Below are 19,903 nucleotides of genomic sequence, written 5' to 3'. Positions count from 1 at the left end.
CTAAAGATCAATAAACGTCTTTAGTCATTTTTATTTTGTAGTATTTGTTTTTTATACTTAATGAAATCGTCTAAATGTTTTTCAATAATTTGTTTTAATATTTCTAGATTTAGTTTTTGATAATCATGTACTGCAATATTTCGAAATCCTACCATAGCTTTTAGGCTACGTGTTACAGTATCATCTATTATTCCTTGTTCATTTAAATAAGAAAAGGCATCTCTACTTTGTTGTGGTAACCCAAATTTGTTTTCTGCTGAGATATGCATTGCTAAAACAATTGCTGCTTCACAGGCTCTTTGAATATTTAATATTATTGAATCTTGTTTTGTGTAATCAGATAAATTAGCAGGATTGTTATCATATACATCGTTAATTCTATTTATACAGCGTTCAATAATACTAATTTTATTTAAAATTACATCATTCTCCATATACAGACCCACTTTCTTTAATGCGGTCTAAAATCACTTCACGTTCTTCGTTTAATTTTGCATACATACGATACGAGTACATATGGTGTTCTTGTCGAACCTTTTCATTATTACAGAAAATAACTTCTCCTGTGTAAAATATTTGAGCTTTCATTACCGTAGTGGCTTCAGAAAGATCTATAAGATCAACATCATAGCCAATTAAATCAGCTAATTCTTGGGCAATCAAAAATAACTCATAAGGTGTTATCTTCATAATTGAATAATAAGCCAAGTCTATATCGCTTTTAGGGTGTGTAAGCCCTTCTTTTTGGGAGCCAAATAATATTATATACTCCGGGTTGATTTTATCTTTTAAATATTTTATAGCAACGTCTAGCAATTTATTGTCCATGCCACCACAACCTTTTAACTATATACTAATTAATGTTTTACCATATTGCCACAATTTAATCCCTATTCTTATAAAAAATCAGATAATCCACCCACTCGTCATTTTCTAATGAAAAGTCTATACGTTTGCATTCAAATTGAAAGCCTGCCCGTTCAGCGAGTTTCAAAGACGGTTGATTATCTGGATTAATGTGTAATTCAATACGGTGGAAATCCAGATGCTTGAAGAATGCATCTCTTCCTGCTATAACGCTCTCAGTCCCGTAACCTTGACCCCAAAATTGATTATGAAGCGAATAACCCATCATCGCCCATTGATAATCCATTCTCAAAATGGTAACTAACTCTACTTTTCCTAGATTGGCACCATCATTTTTTCTAAATATCGCAAGAATGTACATCTTATCTTGTTTAGCCGATTCTTCAAAACCTTTTATCCATTTTACAAACCATGACCGGGTACTTCCTGATAGATCTTTAGGTCGGCCTTCATCATACTTATATTGTGATGGTTTTCGCTGATCATAACTTTCATACCACTTTTCATAATCCTCTTCTATATAAGGGCGTAATATTAAGCGTTCTGTTTCAATAACTAGATTTGATATGTCCATCTTCTACCTCTTCTTATTTTCTATTTTCAAAAACAACTATAATTATGACTACGGCTATTAAAAATGCTACTGCAAATTTCAATAGAATCCCCACCTTTAGGTATATATGTATACCTATTGCTTAGTTCTCAAAAACATTCATCGTTTAAACTCAATTAACCAACAGTCCCTGTATTCACCTTCATGCCACTCGTGCTTCGGTAATAGCTTTACTTTTTCATAACCACATTTTTCATAGCATTTAAGTGCACGCTCATTCCAAGTTTGCGGATCCATTACGACTCGATTCGCTTCTTTTTCCTGAATCAAAAACTCGGTCATAGACGAAACAAGCCAGGTACCAATCCCCTGACCTTGATAATCAACTTCGCCGATAAATTGATCGATTCCAAACGTCTTCTCCGACTGGTCATAACCATACTTTTCAAGATACTTTCCTTCGACTTCATAGAATTGGATATACCCTATAGGCTGACCTTCGTATTCAACGATACAACCCTTTGCGATACCTTCAGAATCGTAGAACTCTTCTTTGACCTTCTCCAAATCAAATGGATTGTCACGCCCCTCATAATATTGTAAAACATCTGGGTCGGATAGCCATTTAGCCAACCATTGCTGATCTTTATTTTCAGTTTTTCTTACCAATAACTTTCCCTTTTTATATAACAATTCAATCATTCCTCATAGCGTTTTTTCTTATATCATCTCGTAGAGTGGCTCTATTTTCTTATAGGACTATTATTTTTTCTCATAGAAAGCACTCTTTTTCCCATAGATTTGCTAAATCTCCTCATAGAACCAATGTCTATTCTCATAGAAAACTATATTCTCTTCTCTAAAATACAACCTCCTAACCCATTTCTATATTCATTACCGTTTTCCTTTCATTAATAGAAACTTCTTACAATTTTAAACGTCTATATATTTGACTGGGGGGAATAGCAATGAAAAAGTTATGGATGATCATTCTTATTACTGTCGTCTTAACGGCTTGTGGGACTGCATCTGGAAACTCAATGCCAGAAGCAATGCCTGAGGACTTCAATTTTTCGGTCAAATTCGGAGTTAGTAGTAAAAACCAAGTCAATACTTACACTGACACCATCACTAAGGATTTGATTGCTAATGGGACGGCTACTGCTGACTTAACGTTGACTGATGAAGAGATGCAAGATATTTATAAAAAAATGAGAGAAATCAACATTATGGAAGAAAAGGATTTAATCCCTGACACTAATTGCGGCCAGGAACCACACACAGATGATTCTTGGAAAATCACTATAAAAGGAGAAACCATTACACATGAGTGGACTGAAAGTTACTGCGAGTTAACAGATGATGCTAGAAAACTGTATGATTTACGACAAGAGATCTGGCAACTGGTTAGATCCAAAGATGAATATAAACAACTGCCAAAAGCTGAAGGTGGTTATAGTTAATCCGACCCGAGACTGATAACATTTCCATCTGCAAACCGTTTTGAACAAAAAAAGATTTATTGTACACTTAACTCAACTCGAAAACCCTAATTTTTATTTTTTGACTTAAATTCAAAAGAAAGAAGTGAACTGTAGGTCAATGATTTAATACTCTTATTCTACTAAACAGATGAAGCCAGTAAATTAGACCCTTTTATAAGGGCTTAGTTGTCATGCTTTCATCTACCTGTAGGATAGGAGTATCTTTTTGCCCTCCTATCCTCTTATTTAAAGGATAGGAGTTTTTTATTCCTATCCAAACTATGATAGGAGTGATTTGATGATTTGTCGATTAACCAATATCAAATATGAATTAGCTGAACGAACATTATTGAATATAGAGGATTTATCTATTCATAAAGAAGATCAAATAGGTTTAATAGGTCTGAATGGATCTGGTAAATCTACATTGATGAAAATGATTGCGAATGAAACTCAGCCCACTGAAGGTGTAGTGTCTAGCTATGGAACGACTGCCTACCTTCCTCAGTTAAAACCACAGAAAGATACCTTAAGTGGTGGCGAAATCACGCAAGAGTGGATTCAACGTATTTTTTCCCAAGATAAGGATTTATTATTGCTGGATGAACCTACGACCCATTTAGATCAACAACACATAGAAAAACTAGAACAGAAGTTACAACAACTGAATAAACCTTTCCTAGTCGTTTCGCATGATCGAGCTTTCCTTGACATCCTCTGCACGAAAATCTGGGAAATTGATGAAGAGAAAATTAAAGAATATTCAGGCAATTACTCAGATTATGAGGCCCAGAAACAAGAACAACTTCTTCATCATGAAAAACAATACGAGAAGTATGTTAAGAAGAAAAAGCAGCTTGAAAATGCTTTACAACTAAAGGAACAAAAGGCTAACCGCGCGACAACTATACCTAAGAAAGTTTCTAAATCTGAAGCAAAAATCACAGGTTCTGCCCCTTATTATGCAAAAAAGCAAAAAAAGCTCTATCAAGGCGCTAAAGCAATCGAGTCCCGAATTGAACAACTCGACAAAGTTGAGAAAATAAAAGAGCTTCCGCCTATCAAAATGGATTTGGCAGCACCCTTAACCGCTGCCAATAAGCATTTAATTCGTGCCGAGCAGTTACCAGGTCACGTGGGGCCTAAACACCTTTGGAAACCTTCCACTTTTATGGTTGGTAATGGTGAAAAAATTGGGATTATTGGCCCAAATGGGAGTGGTAAAACTACGCTAATCCGTGAACTCATGACAAATGACGAACACATTCAGCGCTCCCCACAAGCCAAGTTTGGTTACTTCAGTCAACAACTGGAACATTTAGATACAGAAAAGTCTATTTTACGAAATGTGAAAGAAAAATCATCCCAGGACGAAACACTCATCCGAACAGTACTCGCTCGGTTAGGCTTTTTCCGAGATGACGTGTTTAAAAATGTAGCTGTCTTAAGTGGAGGCGAGCGTGTTAAAGTCGCATTGGCTAAAATTTTTGTGAGTGATGTGAATGTACTTGTTCTGGATGAACCCACTAACTTTCTCGACATCGCAGCATTAGAAGCTCTTGAACAATTACTTGTTGAGTACCCAGGAACTGTACTCTTTGTATCACACGACCGTCGCTTTGTGGAGAAGGTGGCCGATAAACTAATGATCTTGCATGAGGGCAATCTACATGTCCACCAAGGCTCTGAACAGGATTTCTGGCAAACATTAAAGAAAGCTGATTCAAATGAAGAACTGTTAAAAGTTGAAACACAAATCACCGAGGTGTTAAGCAGAATGGGCTTTGGAACCAGCGATGAACTCGAGGAAGAATTTGAACGACTGGTACAAAAGAAAAAAGACCTAGAATCATAATTTTAATACTATTTAATCCAAGCCCTGAATAATATGTTAAGGACTAGCTTTTGAAAGGGGATGCTTCATGGACAGTCGATTAATGTATGGGTTCGTTGCCGGTTTTGCATTTATGTTTATTCCAGTAAGATCAGATTTATTGGAAGGATTAGCACAATTCCTCGATACACTATTATATGTTATTGGTCTTGTAGCAGCAGTTATATTTGGTGCCGTCCTAATCTGGAATGCATTTAGAAGCCTAAAAAGCAGCGTCAAATAACGTTTCCCCCTCGTTCATGAGGGGGGGTATTTTCCATCCACGCGTCCAGTACTTGGACCAGAAAATTCCGGATGCTATAGAAGACGACAAACCAACAAATGTGGTTGCGACTTAAGAGAGAACAAAAAGGCACGTGAACTTTCACGTGCCTTACATTTTTATTAATAGGCAACATACATCATCAACAGTAACACAGGAAAGAATCCGGACCACAACGCAATATGTGACTCATATTTCTCAGGCAGTAGTTTGCTGTAAGTATAAAAGAAAAGAACCATCGCAGCGATCGTAATTGTACCATCAATCACAAGATCCTGATTTAAAAAACTAATAATTTTAAAGATCAGGCCTGTAAAGTAAAAAAATACAATCCCCAGCCCCGCATGAATTAACACCGACACCAACAAACGTGAATTAGCCACAACATCCCTCCAACGCACTTTTTGATTATCTATTAAATTCTCTATAGTAAGGTATATTCCTTCTCTATTAACTATATTCATAGAGAAAGAATTCTTTCTATGAGAAGATATCGTGGTTCTATAAGAAAAATCTGTCCTTCTATGAGAAAAGGACGAGCCTCTACGAGAAGTAACAGGCTTTCTATCAAAAATAAAAAGCACACAAGCCTAAGCTGAGTGCTTAAATCTAACTCGATTACGACCTTGATCTTTTGCTTTGTACAAGGCTTCATCAGCATGTTTTAATAAGACATCTCCTGGTATACTTGCCTCAGCATCATAGCAAACACCTATGCTAACACTTAAACTTTCTTCAACACCAGGGAACTTTAATTTTGGAATGCTTTCTCTTAATTCTTCAGCTAACACCCTAACATCTTCTTGATCCTTATCTCTTAGAATAGCTACAAATTCTTCACCACCATAACGAGCAATAAACCCATTATGATTAGTAAAATGTTGATTAAGTCGTTCAGCAAACACTTTTAAGCAAGCGTCGCCCATTTGGTGGCCGTATCGATCATTAATATTTTTAAATCGGTCTAAATCCATTAACATAATCGCAACAGACTCATCATTAACTCTTGCTTCTTCTATATCTTTATCGAGAACATTCATAAATGAACGTCTATTAGGAATTTGCGTTAATTCATCAAGGTAAGAGATTTTCTGCAAGAATTTATTCTTCTCTATTAACTCTCGCTGTGACATAACTAATTCGTCGGTGCGTTCTTTGACCTTTTCTTCCAGCTGTTCATTTAAAATCATTAGCTGATTCGTTGAATGTTTAAGATTTTCCTCCGTTTGCGCGTGTTGTATGGCTAAGATCATTGCTTGGACGAATAAATAGGTTAAAAATCCAACAGACAATATTGGTTCGGCGTTTATCCAACCGTTATAAAACAATGCATCATTAATTGCTGTTAATAACACAATGATGAACCCTAGTAGATTTAGGAAGGCATATTTCTCGTGATTCTTCCAAGCTTTTATAATAACTAACAAAATATAGACAAAACCAAATACTAGAGTCGATTGAAACACCATGAGATAATTTGTAAATATATATGTTGGCGTTAATAGGATGAATAACGAACATCCTAAGGTTAGTATGATGTAAAACCTAATAAACTTTTGATAAGACTGTTTCGGAAACATATAAGAAATAAGGATTGAAAATAAAGGTGCAAGCCATAAAAATGACCAATATTCCATTTTTATAGCCCAAACCCAAGGGAAATCCGGAAACACCTCAAAAAAGAACTTCTCTCCCTCTAAAGATAAACGTGTCATAACAATCAATGCGAGTAAACAAAAGAATAAGTGGTATCGATTTCGTCCCTGTATAAAATAACTCAATAAATAGTACATCATCAGTACAGATAGACTACCAATAATTAAGAAGGAAAAACCAACTCTAAGCTTTTGTATTCGAGAGACTTTTTCATTTGGACCAATCATCACTTCATCGAGTAAACCCATTACACGATGGTGAAAATTAACCATCTGAATCGTCACACTAACTTCTTTTTCTTCTGCATATAAGTCAACTATTTTTGATTGATTGGAAGGTATGGTATATTGACGATTGGTGCCCATTTGACCTTCTTCCAGGTATAGATCACCATTAACCCAAAGCTTATAAGCTGAACCCAAATTAGGTATATATATCGAATACAAATTAAGTAACTGTTCTTGGGATAGGCTTAATGTCGAATGATAGGTTGCATATTTATAATCGGAGAAAGCGTGAGGTACCTCTACTAGTTGTTGTTCCATACTTTTACTTCTTAATCCTTGAGGTGACAGCAACTGATTTGGGTAAAACTCCCACTCCCCATTTAATACATAAACCTCTTCGTTTAAATTTGCCTCTTGCAAAGCAAATAAACCTTCACTATTTGGGACTGAATTTTTTTGGTTTAACCAATACCAAACAAGCGAAAAAACAACTAAAACAAGTATAAGTACAAGCCATTTTTTGATACGCAAGTCAGCACACCCTTACACCTAATTCAATCATAGGAAAATTATACTACAATATATTAATTTTACTTGATAAAATTCTATTATACAATTCAATTTCAAATAAAAATAAGAGATTTGTTTTAGTTTGACTTAGTTTTGTCCACATTATTTAGTGAGGTGATATGATGACAACGCTAATCATTTTGCAGCTAATATTAATCGGTGTACTCATGTGGTTTTTACGTAAAGAACAGCAGGAAAAAGACGCTGTGGTCGCTAGAAAAATTGAAAAAGGTGAAGAGCTTATGAAAACCATGGCAATGGGTCTCTCTTATAGATTCAATTATCCACGTAAAATAAATGATGAAGATGAAATTGAATTTGAAAAAGGTTCAGATATTTTCTTAAAACAAACCCCACTTGAATTTGAAGATTTTGTTGCAAAAATAATCAAACAAAAACTTGGCGGAAATATATATACGACGCCACAAAGTGATGATCACGGTATAGATTTTGAACATCACTTAAATAATGAACTTTACTTAGGGCAAGTAAATGTCTTTAAAGAGAATGTAGGTCCAAAGCCTATTGCCGTCCTTCATTCAAATGTCGTGAAAGCAGGAGCCAAAGGTGGTTATGTTATAACAACGAGTGGCTTTACTCAAGCAGCTAGAAATTACGCAAAAGAACTAGATATTCAATTGATTGATGGAATCGAACTGGTTAGCTATTGGCTGGAAAGCATGGATGCTAAGGTTTATGAACCAAATGGTGAGTTCGCATAAGTTTAACGCCGCATTGGGAGGTCAATGCGGTTTTTATTTGCTTATCACATCGATATATTTGATTATTTTCAAAGAATATTTGCCTATTTTAAAAATTTATTTGGCCATTCTAAAATTTTATTTGCTTATTCGCTTATAATACATTTCTAAAAAGGAAAAGTCATACTTTTATAGAAATAGCTTATAGAACGATATTAATAAGAAGGTGATGATATGAGAATCGCCATCATTGCTGATGTACATGGGAATGCATCAGCTCTGGAAGCTGCTCTCAGTGAAATTGACGAGAAAAATATTAATCACATTTACTGCCTGGGAGATATGATTGGAATCGGCCCACAGACAAACGAGGTCTTACATATATTATTTTCTCGAAAAAATTTAACGATGATAACGGGAAACCATGATGAATCAGTTCTAGCAATAATTAATGGCGAAGAACACCCCAATAATCATCCACACGTCAAGCAGCACCACGAATGGATTGCTGAACGCATGGACCCATCATTCGTATCGAAGCTGGAACAACTTCCTCGTTATTTAAACGAAAATTTAGTTGGTCACCATTTCAATTTCATTCATTATCACATTAATGATGAAGAACTTGAAACACCTATTAGTGAAAACCCATTTCATAGAATTGTTGAGCCAAGCTTAAAGAACATGGAAGAGTTGTTTGATGGATATGAGGCAGAACTGATTGGATTTGGTCATCACCATCCCACCCACTTGTTCACAAACCCTCATACAATTTATCTAAATCCTGGTGCTTTAGGTTGTCACAATCAACCAGCTGCACGATACGCAATCGTTGATGTAAGTAATGATTCTTTAAATGTTAAATTAATGGAAACGCCTTATGATAATTCATATTTCCTTAAATCTTACGAAAAACTCGATGTCCCACAGCGGGACTTTATCATCCAAGCCTTTCATGGTGGACAAATGCCATAACTAGACCCATCAACATAAGGTTGATGGGTCATTTCTATTCTACATATCTATATTTTGTTCTAACTCGAACCGTTATATCAAGTTGCCCCGGTTCGATGGATGTCCCCCCGGATGAAGCTGCAAAGGTCTGATACATAACAGGACTATCACCAGTTAGTTCTTCAATTTTTATAGGAAGGGGATCTAGCTCCGCATTAACTGTTTCCGCTAATGTTTCAGCTTTGGCTAACGCATCTTCCATGGCACGTGTTAACCCGATCTGGTAAAAAACTTCTGGATGACTAACCGAAAATTCGATACTCATCACACGGTTCGCACCCGCTTCAACTGCAGAATCTATCACACGACCGACCGTTGCAATTTCATCTACACTAATTCTAAGTAAATGTGTTACTTGATAACCTCTAAACTGCTGAACACCATCAACATAATCGTATTGAGGAGTAATTGAATAATCGACTGTCTGAATATCCTGCCGTGGTATCCCTTGATTAACTAGTGCTTGAATAACTTGATTTATCGCCTCAGCATTTTGTTGCTGTGCAGTAGCTAAATCCTGATTTTCTGTCACCACACCTAGAGTGACTTCAGCAACATTAGGCTCAGCTGTGACAATTCCTTCTCCAGTTACAGTCATTACTCGTTCTTCTTCTTGACGTTCATCATCTGAAATTGAATTTGACCCATAATACAAAAACCCAACCACCTTTCATGAAATTATCGCTCATACTATTTCATGTCAAAATGGTTGGGTGTGTGATTATTTTTTAATAATAATAATTTTTATGGGTTTCTATATACATGACGTTCATTACTAATCGTAAACGTTTCACCAGAGCCAAGGTCGACCTGATGACCGTTAATCTCTATAACTTCATCGTTAACCCATTCAAAATCTGCCTGGTCTTGTCTATATTCATAATAAATTTGTTTTTCCGTCCACAGTGGCCCGTCTATTTTACCTACAATCCAATAGGAAGTTGCTGCTCCACCATTACCTAGATATAAATCCACCGTATATTTACCATCTGGAGAATCTGTTGTGTCGATATGAGTTAAAACATTTCCTGACAACCCACTTACAGCCACTAAGAGTAATGCTAAAACAGGAGAAATTATAAGGGTTACAACGCTTCGCATCACAGCCCATTTATTTTGTGCATCACCTAATAAACCTAAAATAAATGCCACAACCGCCATTACTATCAATACTGATTCAGAAGGGATCACTTTCCACTCCGAGTACAAACGCATATAAAGACTTAACCCTGCTAGAACCAAAGTGACAGTTATTAACGTAAATCCCCATATATTGAAGTAGCTCCGCATATGGCCCCTCCCAATCCTTTTTCTAGATTTTAACATAATCAATTCATAAACCTGGGGGCGGTATTCAAATTGTAATGATTTGTAACACAAATGAAATGGAAGCGACCAAATAAAAAAACGTTCTGATCTTAACCAGAACGCTTTTGTAAAATATATGATTCATCATACCCCGTATTCACATTAATTGCTTTTCTTGTGTATTTATAGTCAATAATCAGGTACGATTCACCTTCATGCTCCATTTTTTCAACCAACGTACCTGCATATCGTTCATTTTTCTCCCCATCTATAAACGCTTCTTCTAAATCTTCAAAAGTTAAGTTTAGAGGTTCACTAATTTCTTCAGCGTCGTACCCTGCAAACTTCCAGTTACCCGCTTCATTATAGTAATGAATATTGAATTGCATGGTTTCATTAAACGCCTCATCACCTAATTGAACAAAAGAAAGCGTAAATTGATAATTATTGCTCATCTCTAAATTAAACCTGGTATTTAAACTATAAGGCTGTAAAACTAGTATAAAATGGTTATAAATGAAAAATTCCTTTAAGTAATGTTCAGCCCATTCGTTAATAACATGACTAGATATTGTATCACTTAGGTGCGTTTTAGTGACTTCAACAGCCTCATTATATTCTTGCGTTCCTTCTACCATACCAAACCAATTTTGTTTTTGTGATTGTAGTTGTTGCATTATACCAATCGATGTCGCTAAGTTATTTTCTACAATTTCACGAGCTTCATCCACACTTAAGAATGTTTCTGCTTCTTTGGACACCTGATCGCCTTCACCTGATCCTACATTATCCGTACCTTCATCTATATCTTGTTCATTCGAATCACTTTCGGAAGGTTTTTGCTCTTCTTCAGGTTCCTCTTCAAATTTTACCTCTTCTTCAGGTTTTTCAGTGGTTTCTTGATTCTTCTCTTCAGTCACATCTTCTTCTGTTTCTTCTTCAACCGGCTCCGGAGCAGCAGGTTCTTCCACAGCATCATCTTGGCACCCCATTAATAACCCTAATGACACGAGCAGAACGATTAAATACTTCATTGAATCCCCCCATTGAATTCCATGATGTTTAAAACAATAAATTAATTTTATTGTAATAATTTGCAAAAGTCTATGATATTTAGAAAAAATAACCAAAACCCAACTAAGGTCTATAAGAAAGATAGACTAGTAAAAATTTAGATTCAATGAATGAGTCAAAGAACAAAGAGAAACCTCAAAGACAGTAATCTTTTATGTTAAAATTAGTAAAATAATACATTTAGGGTGATTCCATGAAAAAAATGATTATTTATGGTGCTATTATAATTTTGTTCTTATCTATTACCATATGGGCTACTATGTTTCAGCCAGGCATAGATAACCCAACTGCTCGTGACATTTTAAACAACAGCCCTAACGCAGATATTATTAAACTTGACGGTTTAATATACCTCAATGCAACGGAATCAGATAAACGTGAGTTAGTTAAGGGAGAAAAAATCGGAGAAATTAAAGGTCAGTCCTCTACTTCTTGGTGGTTCTGGAACCTATATGCCACCAAGCTTCCTGAAGGAACAGATGTGTATACCACTAAGGATAATAACTACAACAATGGGGATGCCCCTTTTACTATATTAGTTGAACTTGAGGGTAAAACTCTTAAATATAAAGCATTAGTCGAAGGTTAGCCCCTTCGACTTCACTTCCAGCCTCGCCATGTCCAGTTATTTAATAATTCTTTACCTTGCTCGACCCACTTATAGCATTCTTGAACAAAATCGTCACTATAACTGTATTCTTGTCTTGCTATTATAAATTCGTCTTCGTCTTTCAACTCTATTTCCCCATCAACTTTTAGTTCTAAATCTAGTTCATAGTCTGTATAAGTGATAACGCTATGTTTAAATTTAGCAGGAGAAGCTATATTTAAGTACAAATCATTCTTTTCCCCATTGGTATGATAAGCTTCAAATAAATTAAAGGGACGATCAAACCAAAAATATAAGAACACATTATTAGGCGTATACCATATTTCACCATTTTGGGAAATTTCTGCACCAGCCTCTTGATAAGCAACTATTCTATTAGGTCTCTCTTCGATTACAGTAGCAAATGACTCCCTGTATACTTTCCCATCAGATTTCTTTGCACAAATTTTAATCGAATCCACCCAATCCCCCCTTGTCTCTTTATTGCCTTATTTAATGATTATATTTCTATACCCTTCCATTCTGTAAAATTATGGTATAGTATTAAAAACCACTCCATAATTTTGAAATGGCTGATTAATACTATTGGAAGGTAAACAATTGAAAACCTGGCTTAAAATAAGCATCCTCACCATAATCTACGAATACAACTCAACACCATCAATATCAACTAATTGCATTTATAATCCTTTTTTACGCATTTGTTAATCTGGATTAACACTTAGTCCTTGTAGCTTCATATAATCTTTCGTCATATGTAGGGGAATATTATGCTTACCAGAAAATTTTTCAAGATCATCTGTTACGGTATCAGGTTTAAAGTCAACAATTCTAAAGTTACTCCCTTTTTGCATTTGAATAATGGCGCCTTTTTTAGACCGGCCAATTCGCTTAAAATTAATCATCTTAATATCACTTGGTTGAACCTCTTTATACATCAACTTAAACTTCCAAAATGAGACATAGTAAGTCAGTTTCTTATTGGAAATTTGAAAATTGAATCTTAAGAATCCAACTAATACAAAAGAAAGCATTAAAATAAGTGTTAAGACTACAACTATTGTTGAAGTTGTTATGAAAAGTAAGCTAGTTAGTAAAATTAAATACGTTAAGATATAAATTGGATTGATTTTGGCTTGATATTTTTTCATACAACTACTCCCCTACTAACTACCGAAAACTGGCCACCCTTTTTGTTGGGCTAACTTTTCCATATCTTCATCTGGATTCACCACCACTGGATGATCCACCATTTCTAATAAGTGACTATCGCTTTCACTATCCGCATATGCCCATAACGTTACATCATCCACTGTCAGACCGCGGTTATTTAACCATTCTTGTACAGCTTCAGCTTTTTTCTCACCATTGACGATATCACCCATCTTACCAACTGCAATATCATTTTCATCATAGAACAACTCTGAACCAATGATATCAACATCTTCTAAACCAACCGCATCTTTAAATGCCGTTAAGAACGGATTTAATGCACCAGATACAATTACAACTTGATCGCCATCTGCCTGGTGTTGTTTAATCTTTTCAACTAAAGGACGGTTAACTCGCTCTAAGTCGCCATTAGCCAATGCATGAAAGAACTCTTCTAGATCTTTTTTTGACTTACCCTTAAAGGATTTTACGAAAGAGCGGAAAAACGTATGTTTACCTGCTGTCTTACCGCCTGTTACTAATTTTCCAATCGCTTTACCTGTTCCTAAACCGACAGACACCCATTGTTTCGCACTATATTGTTTCTTTGCGACATCAAACATAACTTTAAACGAATTTCCCTGATACAACGTGCCATCGAAATCAACTGTAATGACTCTCACAATAACACCTCTTATTTTTTCTGCTTAGATTTTAATATCCATTTTAGCATAATATGGGAAAAGTGCACGAGATAACAATCACTTACTAATCGGAGAATTCGTTAAGATATAATAACAACAAAGTGAATGCAAATGTAATGATGGATATTATAATTGAATTCTTCAATACATCAATAAAATAACTTGAAAGCGTTCCACTATCCTCATAAATAAATAAAACACTACTATAAATTCCAATGATAAATCCATAGACTAGACCTTTAACCAATTTTTTCTCTGATTTCTGTAAAAAATTCATATCATACTCCCCTTTCTTTACGTTGGTGACCTGAAATATTCACCTATATCTTCTTATAAAATGTACTTTCTATAATAGTAAATTTTAACATACAATTCTGTTAATTCTGTTATAATGATAAAAATGAACTACGTCGGGGGGGTGCGATGATGAATATTAGAAAAGCCACTATGGAAGATGCCCCAGGGATTGGGAAAGTCCATGTTGACAGCTGGCAAACAACTTATAAGAATATCGTGTCGGATCGTTTCCTAAATCAACTTTCCTACGACAACCGCACTAACCTTTGGAAAAGAAACATCTCAGAAAATGAATTTCACATTGTTGTTGCGGAAAATGAAGAAGGAGAAATTATAGGTTTTGCTTCAGGCAAACAAGAAGATTCAGGTAATTTCCCTGATTATGATGGCGATATTACTTCAATCTATCTTTTAGATGAATATCAGGGCCAAGGAGTTGGCCAAAAACTATTAGAAGCTGTTTTCTACCAATTTAGAATCCTGGGCTACAATTCTGCAGTTGTATGGGTGCTTAAAGACAATCGTTCAAGACATTTTTATGAAAAAACAGGTGCTGAAGTTCTCATCGATGACCAAAAAGTTAAGATTGGTGGAGATCAGTTGGACATCATGGCCTACGGTTGGAAAGATTTATCAGTAGGAGTGAAATTATGAGTGCGAGAATAATAGCTGCTGTCATTTTTGGGGGATTATCAGGGTTAATATTAAATCTTGTAGTATCGTCCCTTGGAGCAGATCATACAAACCCTGCAACTATAACTATGTTAGGTATTATTGCAGGGCTAATCATAGTGTTAATAATGGAAGTTAACGATTGGCGCTATCAGAATAAGGGAGGGAACACGGGTGATTGAACGTTTAACGGGCAGTATTATAATAGGAGCTATTGTTGGTTTTATAGTTGGAATGATGGTTTATCCATCATCAGCAGCTATCACGTTATTTTTAGGAATAATCTCCGGCATATTAATCTGCACCGTCATCGAAATTAATAAATTGCATAAGGAAGATTAGAGAAACATCTTAATTGATGATTTTAATAGAGAAAAACAAAAACCCTACTAGAAAGACGTTATCTAGTAGGGGTAAGATACATGTTAATCAGTTCACCAATTAGAATACATTGTACACTCCAAACCTATTACTTCTTCCCAGTTCTAAATAAATCCATTGTTTTATAACCCTGCGATAAGACCTCTACCATTTGATTAGCACGTTTATCGCGAGTTTTCTGTTGTTTTGCTGAAAATATAAAACGAGCCCAGTCCTTCCGGTACCCTGGTGTTAAACTCTGATAAAACTTCAATTCCTCGGGATGGTCTTTTAGTAAACCTTCAACATCACCCACAAGGTTCTCATAATCTGAAACTTTTTGGCTTGAGGCCTTTGATTTTTTAGTAGATTTACCAACCCGCTTCAGTCCCATAATCGTGAATGTATCATCCAAACTCATAACTTTAGCGAACTTGATATCACTTCCCAATACAAAGCCATCCTTTGTGTCTAGCGCAGGAAAAATATCATCACGGTGTATGTAAGAATCGTAACGCTTATTCCCTTTCTTTGGATAAGCCAAATAAATATAACCATTCTCAATCAAATACTTCTGATTAATAATCTCTTTAATCTTTTCTTTCATGTCATCTAAGGATTCTACAAAGACAAAGATTCCATCATGCTCCTTGGAATACTCGTTTGAATAACCCTCGAACGTATCATAATCTTCAGGTTCGTTAATCACTACAAAATTACTAAACTGATCTAGCTTTAATTTTTGTTTAATCGACATATCCTAACCTCACTATCAATATTAAATCTGTAATTACAATATTCGACTTTATACCAGAATAACCCTGTTTTTATTATTTTACCTCTACTTTCATCAGTGGTAAGTCCCTGTCTGGAAACACAGTTGAAGGTATTGATCCTATTCGTACAGCGCCCATTTTTAAATAAAAGCCCTCTGCATATGGATCACTGTCTATCGTAAACTCTATAATTCCAAAATCTTTCGCTCTATGTAAAATATCTTGCCAAATTTGCTTGCCTATACCTTGACCTATAAATTCAGGGTTAATAAAAAGGTTTTCAAGTTTATTAGGATCACATTTAAAGCTGTCAAACCCAATAATTTGATTATCTTTTTCAATCACATAATACATAGGAGATTTGATAATATCTTCTTCAGTTATTGTTAATTCTTCTTTACATGCTTCTAAAAATTCATCAGAATATCCCCAATAAGCTTTTGACTTATAAGCTATATCACTAAGTACAAAAGCATCATTTGGTTCAGCTTTTCGAGTGTTCATAAACCGACCTCATCCCCTACTAGTCTCTTGTTTCACATATTTCATTTTCTTATTAACTTCCCTTTCAGTATCTCCTTCAAATTCACTAATCTTCATTTTTTTCATAATCCTATCCATTTTGGAATTGATTCGAACAACATAAATCAAAATGACAATCATTAAAACTAGACCTACTATTCCCATTCTTATCCTCTCCATTTATATTATTTTTCTTTAAAATCATCCTGTAGTATTCTAATGTATATCACTAATTGAAAGGTCGTTATATATGAAAAACGGATATAAAGTTATTGAAATTATAGATAATCAACTTAATGAAAATGGTCACGAATGTACAAAAGAGACTTATGAAAGACTGATTGAGCTAGGTTATTCCGACGTGCAAGCTAAACAAAAGATGGGACAGGTCATGGTGCAGGAAATGAAGGTCATGTTAAAAAATGAAGAAGCATTTAACGAAGACCGCTACTGTGAGAAATTAAAAGACTTAACTTAAATACTCTCGTTTTAACACTCTCATTAAATAAGGTGCACGATTCAACACAAATAAGCTAATTTCAGGCCCCTTCGTTTTATAAGCTCGATTAATATCAATCAAACGTTTGTTTAATAGTCCATTTAATGTACTCTGATTTCCCTTATAAATCGCAACGTTTTCTTTATTAGAATCTTTTATAAGTTTCCAGAGAATTTGTTTATCAGAATGATCTAAATGTCTCATCGTTTGATAGATAGATTTCTCTTCATCTGGAATGCGGTTTAAGATATAGGATTGGAATTGTGATTGATCCATACGTCACCCTCACTCATTCTTATTAGGAGTGGTCTAATGAATAAAACTAGTCACCATTTTTATCGTGATTTAGCGTGTAAAGACTTTCAACCTGTAGAGAGTAAATCCGCTCTTATAGAATTTCAATCTCAATATAAGTATTTGTTTATGGCTTATCATCCAGGTAAACAGCAAATCCAGACAATCTTCCATTTGAGGAGGTTTTAACTGCCTTCAAATATACTCTTAAGGAATTATTTTACAAACCACCTTCACGCGGAATGGTGTCTAATGCTTTTCAACATATTTACGGATATTTTCGACATGAGCTTACATTACAAGAAAAAGAATATTTTTCAACAATGATTGATCAATATCGAAACAAAGCAGTATCTATTTCACTTCTCATTAGCCAGCTAAAGCAATGGGCTGAAGCTTATAACAAAGAGTATATTAAGCAACAAAAGATTTTAAGTTTAACTTCATGAAGATTGAATATTTTTACCATATCATAACATACAATAACATTACACAATCTTACGCAAAGGGGCTTTGCGATGTTAGATCATCAACCGGTGTGGGTAAATATTGATTTGCCAACTAAACGTTATACGGTTCATCGTGAGTGCATATATACGAATAAGATGTGCGAGACACCGTATAAAGGCGTTGGTAAATTGAAGCGTGATGGAGGTTGGATTCGTTTTAGGAATGCGGAAGCAGCGAAAAAGAGGCTTCAGGAAGAGTATGGTCAGTTTGAGTTAATCATTCACTGTGAGTGAATGCCACCGTGAGAATCGGTGGCATTTTTATTTTTAATTTAATTGTTCTAATAACAGCTTATATTCGTCTTTGGATTCAGAATGTCCTGCCTCGTCAGCATGGTCAATCATGTACAATAGAATGTTTCTTAATCGGTTCTCTATAGATTCACGGACAGATAAAAGCCATTCATCATATAAGCCTTCAAATAAAGGGAAATTTAATTCTTTAATTACGCGTTCATATTTTATGAGCTTCATATTTAGGTTTGATTCTTTTTCAATAAAGTTTAATTGATCGATTAAATCTTTTACATCACAGTCTATATTTGTTGCTAGCGAAATTCGATCGGTTTCAATCTCGAGGAAATTATGAGTAGACAAGTCATTTTCTTCAAAGATTTTCTTCAAATGATTAATTGCTACCCGAACATTTTTCAACCCATTCGTCACCGTCAAATCTGGCCAAAACAAATCACATAAATTCTCACGAGTAACTGTTTGATTAATCGCTAGATAAGCCATAATATTTTTAGCCTTACGTTGATTCCATTTACCTTCTAGTTTTTCATTTTTGTAAATGGCCATAAATCCATTTAATAAATTCAATTTTAGGCTGTAATTGTTATCAATTTTACTCATACCATCTTTTAAAACAGATTGAATAGATTGTTGGAGTTCATCAAAATGTTTCGGTACAGTGATTGTTGATCCACTGTGGTTTGAAAGTTGACGAATAAATTTTTTAATTAATCTTGCCGTTTCTTGAGGTTGGTCTAGATGAACCATATTCGATGCGTCAGGAATGATGTAATATTTGCTCGTGGTGAAATAATTGGTGCTTATAAAATTTAGTTGAGGTGGATAGTTTTGATCCAGTTCTCCTGACAATAGCAGAACGGGTTCATTTATACTTAATAAATTATCATATGAAAAATTACTAGTATTTAAATCTAGCAGCTTAAAATAATTTTCAGGATTCAGCTGATGAAAGCTTTTCTTGAGAAGGTCAACATGACGACTAGATTGTTGATGAATGAATTGCTTTATCATTTCATCTACTAAAAAACTATACCCATGTTCTTCTGCTAAAGATTTGCGCAACCGTACACCTTTTTTGGCAACATTCTTGGGATAGGACCCTGGTGTGCTTAAAGATACGATGCTCTGTATGTTTGCAGGCTGATAAGATGTTATATAATCTAAAATGAAGAAAAAGCCATGTCCATGACCAATATAATGGTACTCGTTTATGGATAGTTCGTGTAATAAACCTCTAAAATCTTTATGGAAGACTTGCCAGCTTACGTCAAATTCAAACCCATCGCTTTCCCCATGACCTCTAAAATCAAAAGTTAAAAGATTATACTCACTTAAATATGATAAAAGAGGTTTCCATGTAGCTTGATTCATGCCGGCACCGTGAGCTAATACAACTGTTTCTTTATGTGAATCTATAAAATTATATGTATAAGATATTCCATTTTGTGTGTAAGTTTGTGTAGTCATGGGCAATCACCTTATATTTTAATTTTAATCATTATCTAAAATACCATAAGTGTAACGTTTGTGTAACCCTTGCTTTGTTATGGTGAAAATACCTTGATCACTATCGCTGAAGATTGGTTGCCGAGTTGCTCTTGTAGTAGCTCGGTTTTCCTATATTTAAGTATAAAAAAACGTGG

30 protein-coding genes and 1 pseudogene are annotated in these 19,903 nt (G+C 34.9%); 13 read left to right on the top strand and 18 right to left on the bottom strand.

Annotated features, from left to right (window positions below; genetic code table 11):
- Nucleotides 1-20: 20 nt before the first annotated feature.
- From hepT to E3U55_RS06520, 4 genes are all read right to left on the bottom strand, one after another.
- On the bottom strand, nt 21-434 hold the full coding sequence (gene hepT, locus E3U55_RS06535; RefSeq protein WP_134339626.1) for a type VII toxin-antitoxin system HepT family RNase toxin: 414 nt from the start codon (nt 432-434) through the stop codon (nt 21-23).
- Nucleotides 424-828: a type VII toxin-antitoxin system MntA family adenylyltransferase antitoxin gene (gene mntA, locus E3U55_RS06530; RefSeq protein WP_228547488.1), complete on the bottom strand. Its 405-nt coding sequence runs from the start codon at nt 826-828 to the stop codon at nt 424-426. Before mntA ends, hepT begins: the two co-directional genes overlap by 11 nt.
- A 55-nt stretch (nt 829-883) precedes the next feature.
- Nucleotides 884-1,441, bottom strand: a complete 558-nt coding sequence (locus E3U55_RS06525) for a GNAT family N-acetyltransferase (protein ID WP_134339625.1) — start codon at nt 1,439-1,441, stop codon at nt 884-886.
- Nucleotides 1,442-1,579: 138 nt separating this feature from the next.
- On the bottom strand, nt 1,580-2,122 hold the full coding sequence (locus E3U55_RS06520; protein WP_134339624.1) for a GNAT family N-acetyltransferase: 543 nt from the start codon (nt 2,120-2,122) through the stop codon (nt 1,580-1,582).
- Between the two features lie 266 nt (nt 2,123-2,388).
- On the opposite strand from E3U55_RS06520, the gene E3U55_RS06515 reads away from it, so the two are divergent.
- The 3 genes from E3U55_RS06515 to E3U55_RS06505 all read left to right on the top strand — a co-directional run bounded on the left by E3U55_RS06515 (nt 2,389) and on the right by E3U55_RS06505 (nt 5,021).
- Nucleotides 2,389-2,883, top strand: a complete 495-nt coding sequence (locus E3U55_RS06515) for a hypothetical protein (RefSeq protein ID WP_134339623.1) — start codon at nt 2,389-2,391, stop codon at nt 2,881-2,883.
- A gap of 316 nt (nt 2,884-3,199) precedes the next feature.
- Nucleotides 3,200-4,759 (top strand): ribosomal protection-like ABC-F family protein, encoded by a 1,560-nt coding sequence (abc-f, locus tag E3U55_RS06510; protein ID WP_407644099.1) that lies wholly within the window; start codon nt 3,200-3,202, stop codon nt 4,757-4,759.
- A 67-nt stretch (nt 4,760-4,826) separates the two neighbouring features.
- Entirely contained in the window at nt 4,827-5,021 is a 195-nt protein-coding gene (locus E3U55_RS06505; RefSeq protein WP_134339621.1) for a hypothetical protein, read from the top strand.
- Between the two features lie 161 nt (nt 5,022-5,182).
- Here the strand turns inward: E3U55_RS06505 and E3U55_RS06500 are convergent, their stop codons facing one another.
- The gene (locus E3U55_RS06500; RefSeq protein WP_134339620.1) at nt 5,183-5,443 is read right to left on the bottom strand and encodes a hypothetical protein; all 261 of its coding nucleotides are present in this window, start codon (nt 5,441-5,443) and stop codon (nt 5,183-5,185) included.
- A gap of 207 nt (nt 5,444-5,650) precedes the next feature.
- The gene (locus tag E3U55_RS06495) at nt 5,651-7,474 is read right to left on the bottom strand and encodes a sensor domain-containing diguanylate cyclase (RefSeq protein WP_134339619.1); all 1,824 of its coding nucleotides are present in this window, start codon (nt 7,472-7,474) and stop codon (nt 5,651-5,653) included.
- Between the two features lie 161 nt (nt 7,475-7,635).
- Here E3U55_RS06495 and E3U55_RS06490 point away from each other — a divergent pair, with 161 nt between their 5' ends.
- Both E3U55_RS06490 and E3U55_RS06485 read left to right on the top strand, forming a co-directional pair.
- On the top strand, nt 7,636-8,235 hold the full coding sequence (locus E3U55_RS06490) for a restriction endonuclease (protein WP_228547487.1): 600 nt from the start codon (nt 7,636-7,638) through the stop codon (nt 8,233-8,235).
- A 213-nt stretch (nt 8,236-8,448) separates the two neighbouring features.
- Nucleotides 8,449-9,189: a metallophosphoesterase family protein gene (locus tag E3U55_RS06485; protein ID WP_134339617.1), complete on the top strand. Its 741-nt coding sequence runs from the start codon at nt 8,449-8,451 to the stop codon at nt 9,187-9,189.
- Between the two features lie 34 nt (nt 9,190-9,223).
- Here E3U55_RS06485 and E3U55_RS06480 read toward each other — a convergent pair whose 3' ends face one another.
- The 3 genes from E3U55_RS06480 to E3U55_RS06470 all read right to left on the bottom strand — a co-directional run bounded on the left by E3U55_RS06480 (nt 9,224) and on the right by E3U55_RS06470 (nt 11,570).
- A complete protein-coding gene (locus E3U55_RS06480) occupies nt 9,224-9,883 on the bottom strand; it encodes an SIMPL domain-containing protein (RefSeq protein ID WP_134339616.1) in 660 nt (219 codons plus the stop codon).
- An 89-nt stretch (nt 9,884-9,972) separates the two neighbouring features.
- The gene (locus tag E3U55_RS06475) at nt 9,973-10,518 is read right to left on the bottom strand and encodes a DUF5412 family protein (protein ID WP_134339615.1); all 546 of its coding nucleotides are present in this window, start codon (nt 10,516-10,518) and stop codon (nt 9,973-9,975) included.
- Between the two features lie 128 nt (nt 10,519-10,646).
- Nucleotides 10,647-11,570 (bottom strand): hypothetical protein, encoded by a 924-nt coding sequence (locus E3U55_RS06470; RefSeq protein ID WP_134339614.1) that lies wholly within the window; start codon nt 11,568-11,570, stop codon nt 10,647-10,649.
- Between the two features lie 233 nt (nt 11,571-11,803).
- On the opposite strand from E3U55_RS06470, the gene E3U55_RS06465 reads away from it, so the two are divergent.
- On the top strand, nt 11,804-12,199 hold the full coding sequence (locus tag E3U55_RS06465; protein WP_134339613.1) for a hypothetical protein: 396 nt from the start codon (nt 11,804-11,806) through the stop codon (nt 12,197-12,199).
- 11 nt (nt 12,200-12,210) lie between these two features.
- Here the strand turns inward: E3U55_RS06465 and E3U55_RS06460 are convergent, their stop codons facing one another.
- The 4 genes from E3U55_RS06460 to E3U55_RS06445 form a co-directional block, all read right to left on the bottom strand.
- Nucleotides 12,211-12,681, bottom strand: a complete 471-nt coding sequence (locus E3U55_RS06460; RefSeq protein WP_134339612.1) for a DUF402 domain-containing protein — start codon at nt 12,679-12,681, stop codon at nt 12,211-12,213.
- Nucleotides 12,682-12,924: 243 nt separating this feature from the next.
- On the bottom strand, nt 12,925-13,371 hold the full coding sequence (locus E3U55_RS06455; RefSeq protein WP_134339611.1) for a hypothetical protein: 447 nt from the start codon (nt 13,369-13,371) through the stop codon (nt 12,925-12,927).
- A gap of 15 nt (nt 13,372-13,386) precedes the next feature.
- Nucleotides 13,387-14,055, bottom strand: coding sequence for an HAD family hydrolase (locus tag E3U55_RS06450; protein WP_134339610.1), 669 nt, complete (start codon nt 14,053-14,055; stop codon nt 13,387-13,389).
- A gap of 85 nt (nt 14,056-14,140) precedes the next feature.
- Nucleotides 14,141-14,353, bottom strand: coding sequence for a hypothetical protein (locus E3U55_RS06445; protein WP_134339609.1), 213 nt, complete (start codon nt 14,351-14,353; stop codon nt 14,141-14,143).
- Nucleotides 14,354-14,502: 149 nt separating this feature from the next.
- Here E3U55_RS06445 and E3U55_RS06440 point away from each other — a divergent pair, with 149 nt between their 5' ends.
- Genes E3U55_RS06440 through E3U55_RS17295 form a run of 3 tightly spaced genes read left to right on the top strand, consistent with a single transcriptional unit; the run spans nt 14,503 to nt 15,387 of the window.
- Entirely contained in the window at nt 14,503-15,027 is a 525-nt protein-coding gene (locus E3U55_RS06440) for a GNAT family N-acetyltransferase (RefSeq protein WP_134339608.1), read from the top strand.
- Nucleotides 15,024-15,227 (top strand): hypothetical protein, encoded by a 204-nt coding sequence (locus E3U55_RS06435; RefSeq protein WP_134339607.1) that lies wholly within the window; start codon nt 15,024-15,026, stop codon nt 15,225-15,227. Before E3U55_RS06440 ends, E3U55_RS06435 begins: the two co-directional genes overlap by 4 nt.
- Complete coding sequence (locus E3U55_RS17295; RefSeq protein WP_153801910.1) at nt 15,220-15,387, top strand: hypothetical protein; 168 nt, start codon at nt 15,220-15,222, stop codon at nt 15,385-15,387. The genes E3U55_RS06435 and E3U55_RS17295 overlap by 8 nt, the downstream gene beginning before the upstream one ends.
- Before the next feature lie 127 nt (nt 15,388-15,514).
- Here the strand turns inward: E3U55_RS17295 and E3U55_RS06430 are convergent, their stop codons facing one another.
- From E3U55_RS06430 to E3U55_RS17290, 3 genes are all read right to left on the bottom strand, one after another.
- The gene (locus E3U55_RS06430) at nt 15,515-16,162 is read right to left on the bottom strand and encodes a YdeI/OmpD-associated family protein (protein WP_134339606.1); all 648 of its coding nucleotides are present in this window, start codon (nt 16,160-16,162) and stop codon (nt 15,515-15,517) included.
- 73 nt (nt 16,163-16,235) lie between these two features.
- On the bottom strand, nt 16,236-16,685 hold the full coding sequence (locus tag E3U55_RS06425; RefSeq protein WP_134339605.1) for a GNAT family N-acetyltransferase: 450 nt from the start codon (nt 16,683-16,685) through the stop codon (nt 16,236-16,238).
- A 9-nt stretch (nt 16,686-16,694) separates the two neighbouring features.
- Complete coding sequence (locus tag E3U55_RS17290) at nt 16,695-16,868, bottom strand: hypothetical protein (protein ID WP_153801909.1); 174 nt, start codon at nt 16,866-16,868, stop codon at nt 16,695-16,697.
- A gap of 85 nt (nt 16,869-16,953) precedes the next feature.
- Between E3U55_RS17290 and E3U55_RS06420 the strand changes: the two genes are divergently transcribed.
- Nucleotides 16,954-17,181, top strand: a complete 228-nt coding sequence (locus E3U55_RS06420; protein ID WP_134339604.1) for a hypothetical protein — start codon at nt 16,954-16,956, stop codon at nt 17,179-17,181.
- Here E3U55_RS06420 and E3U55_RS06415 read toward each other — a convergent pair.
- A complete protein-coding gene (locus E3U55_RS06415; protein ID WP_134339603.1) occupies nt 17,173-17,478 on the bottom strand; it encodes a hypothetical protein in 306 nt (101 codons plus the stop codon). The two genes, E3U55_RS06420 and E3U55_RS06415, sit on opposite strands and share 9 nt — an antisense overlap.
- A gap of 36 nt (nt 17,479-17,514) precedes the next feature.
- On the opposite strand from E3U55_RS06415, the gene E3U55_RS17285 reads away from it, so the two are divergent.
- From E3U55_RS17285 to E3U55_RS06405, 3 genes and pseudogenes are all read left to right on the top strand, one after another.
- Nucleotides 17,515-17,685, top strand: coding sequence for a hypothetical protein (locus tag E3U55_RS17285; protein WP_153801908.1), 171 nt, complete (start codon nt 17,515-17,517; stop codon nt 17,683-17,685).
- Between the two features lie 23 nt (nt 17,686-17,708).
- Nucleotides 17,709-17,945, top strand: a pseudogene (locus tag E3U55_RS06410) (DUF1722 domain-containing protein); the annotation flags it as partial.
- 69 nt (nt 17,946-18,014) lie between these two features.
- Complete coding sequence (locus E3U55_RS06405) at nt 18,015-18,239, top strand: hypothetical protein (protein WP_134339601.1); 225 nt, start codon at nt 18,015-18,017, stop codon at nt 18,237-18,239.
- A gap of 33 nt (nt 18,240-18,272) precedes the next feature.
- Here E3U55_RS06405 and E3U55_RS06400 read toward each other — a convergent pair whose 3' ends face one another.
- Nucleotides 18,273-19,727, bottom strand: coding sequence for an alpha/beta hydrolase (locus E3U55_RS06400; protein ID WP_134339600.1), 1,455 nt, complete (start codon nt 19,725-19,727; stop codon nt 18,273-18,275).
- Nucleotides 19,728-19,903 lie beyond the last annotated feature (176 nt).

Origin of the sequence: Filobacillus milosensis (genome assembly GCF_004402015.1) — a bacterium.
In the GTDB taxonomy this organism is placed as follows: domain Bacteria; phylum Bacillota; class Bacilli; order Bacillales; family Alkalibacillaceae; genus Filobacillus; species Filobacillus milosensis.
This window is presented reverse-complemented; position numbering and strand designations above follow the sequence as displayed.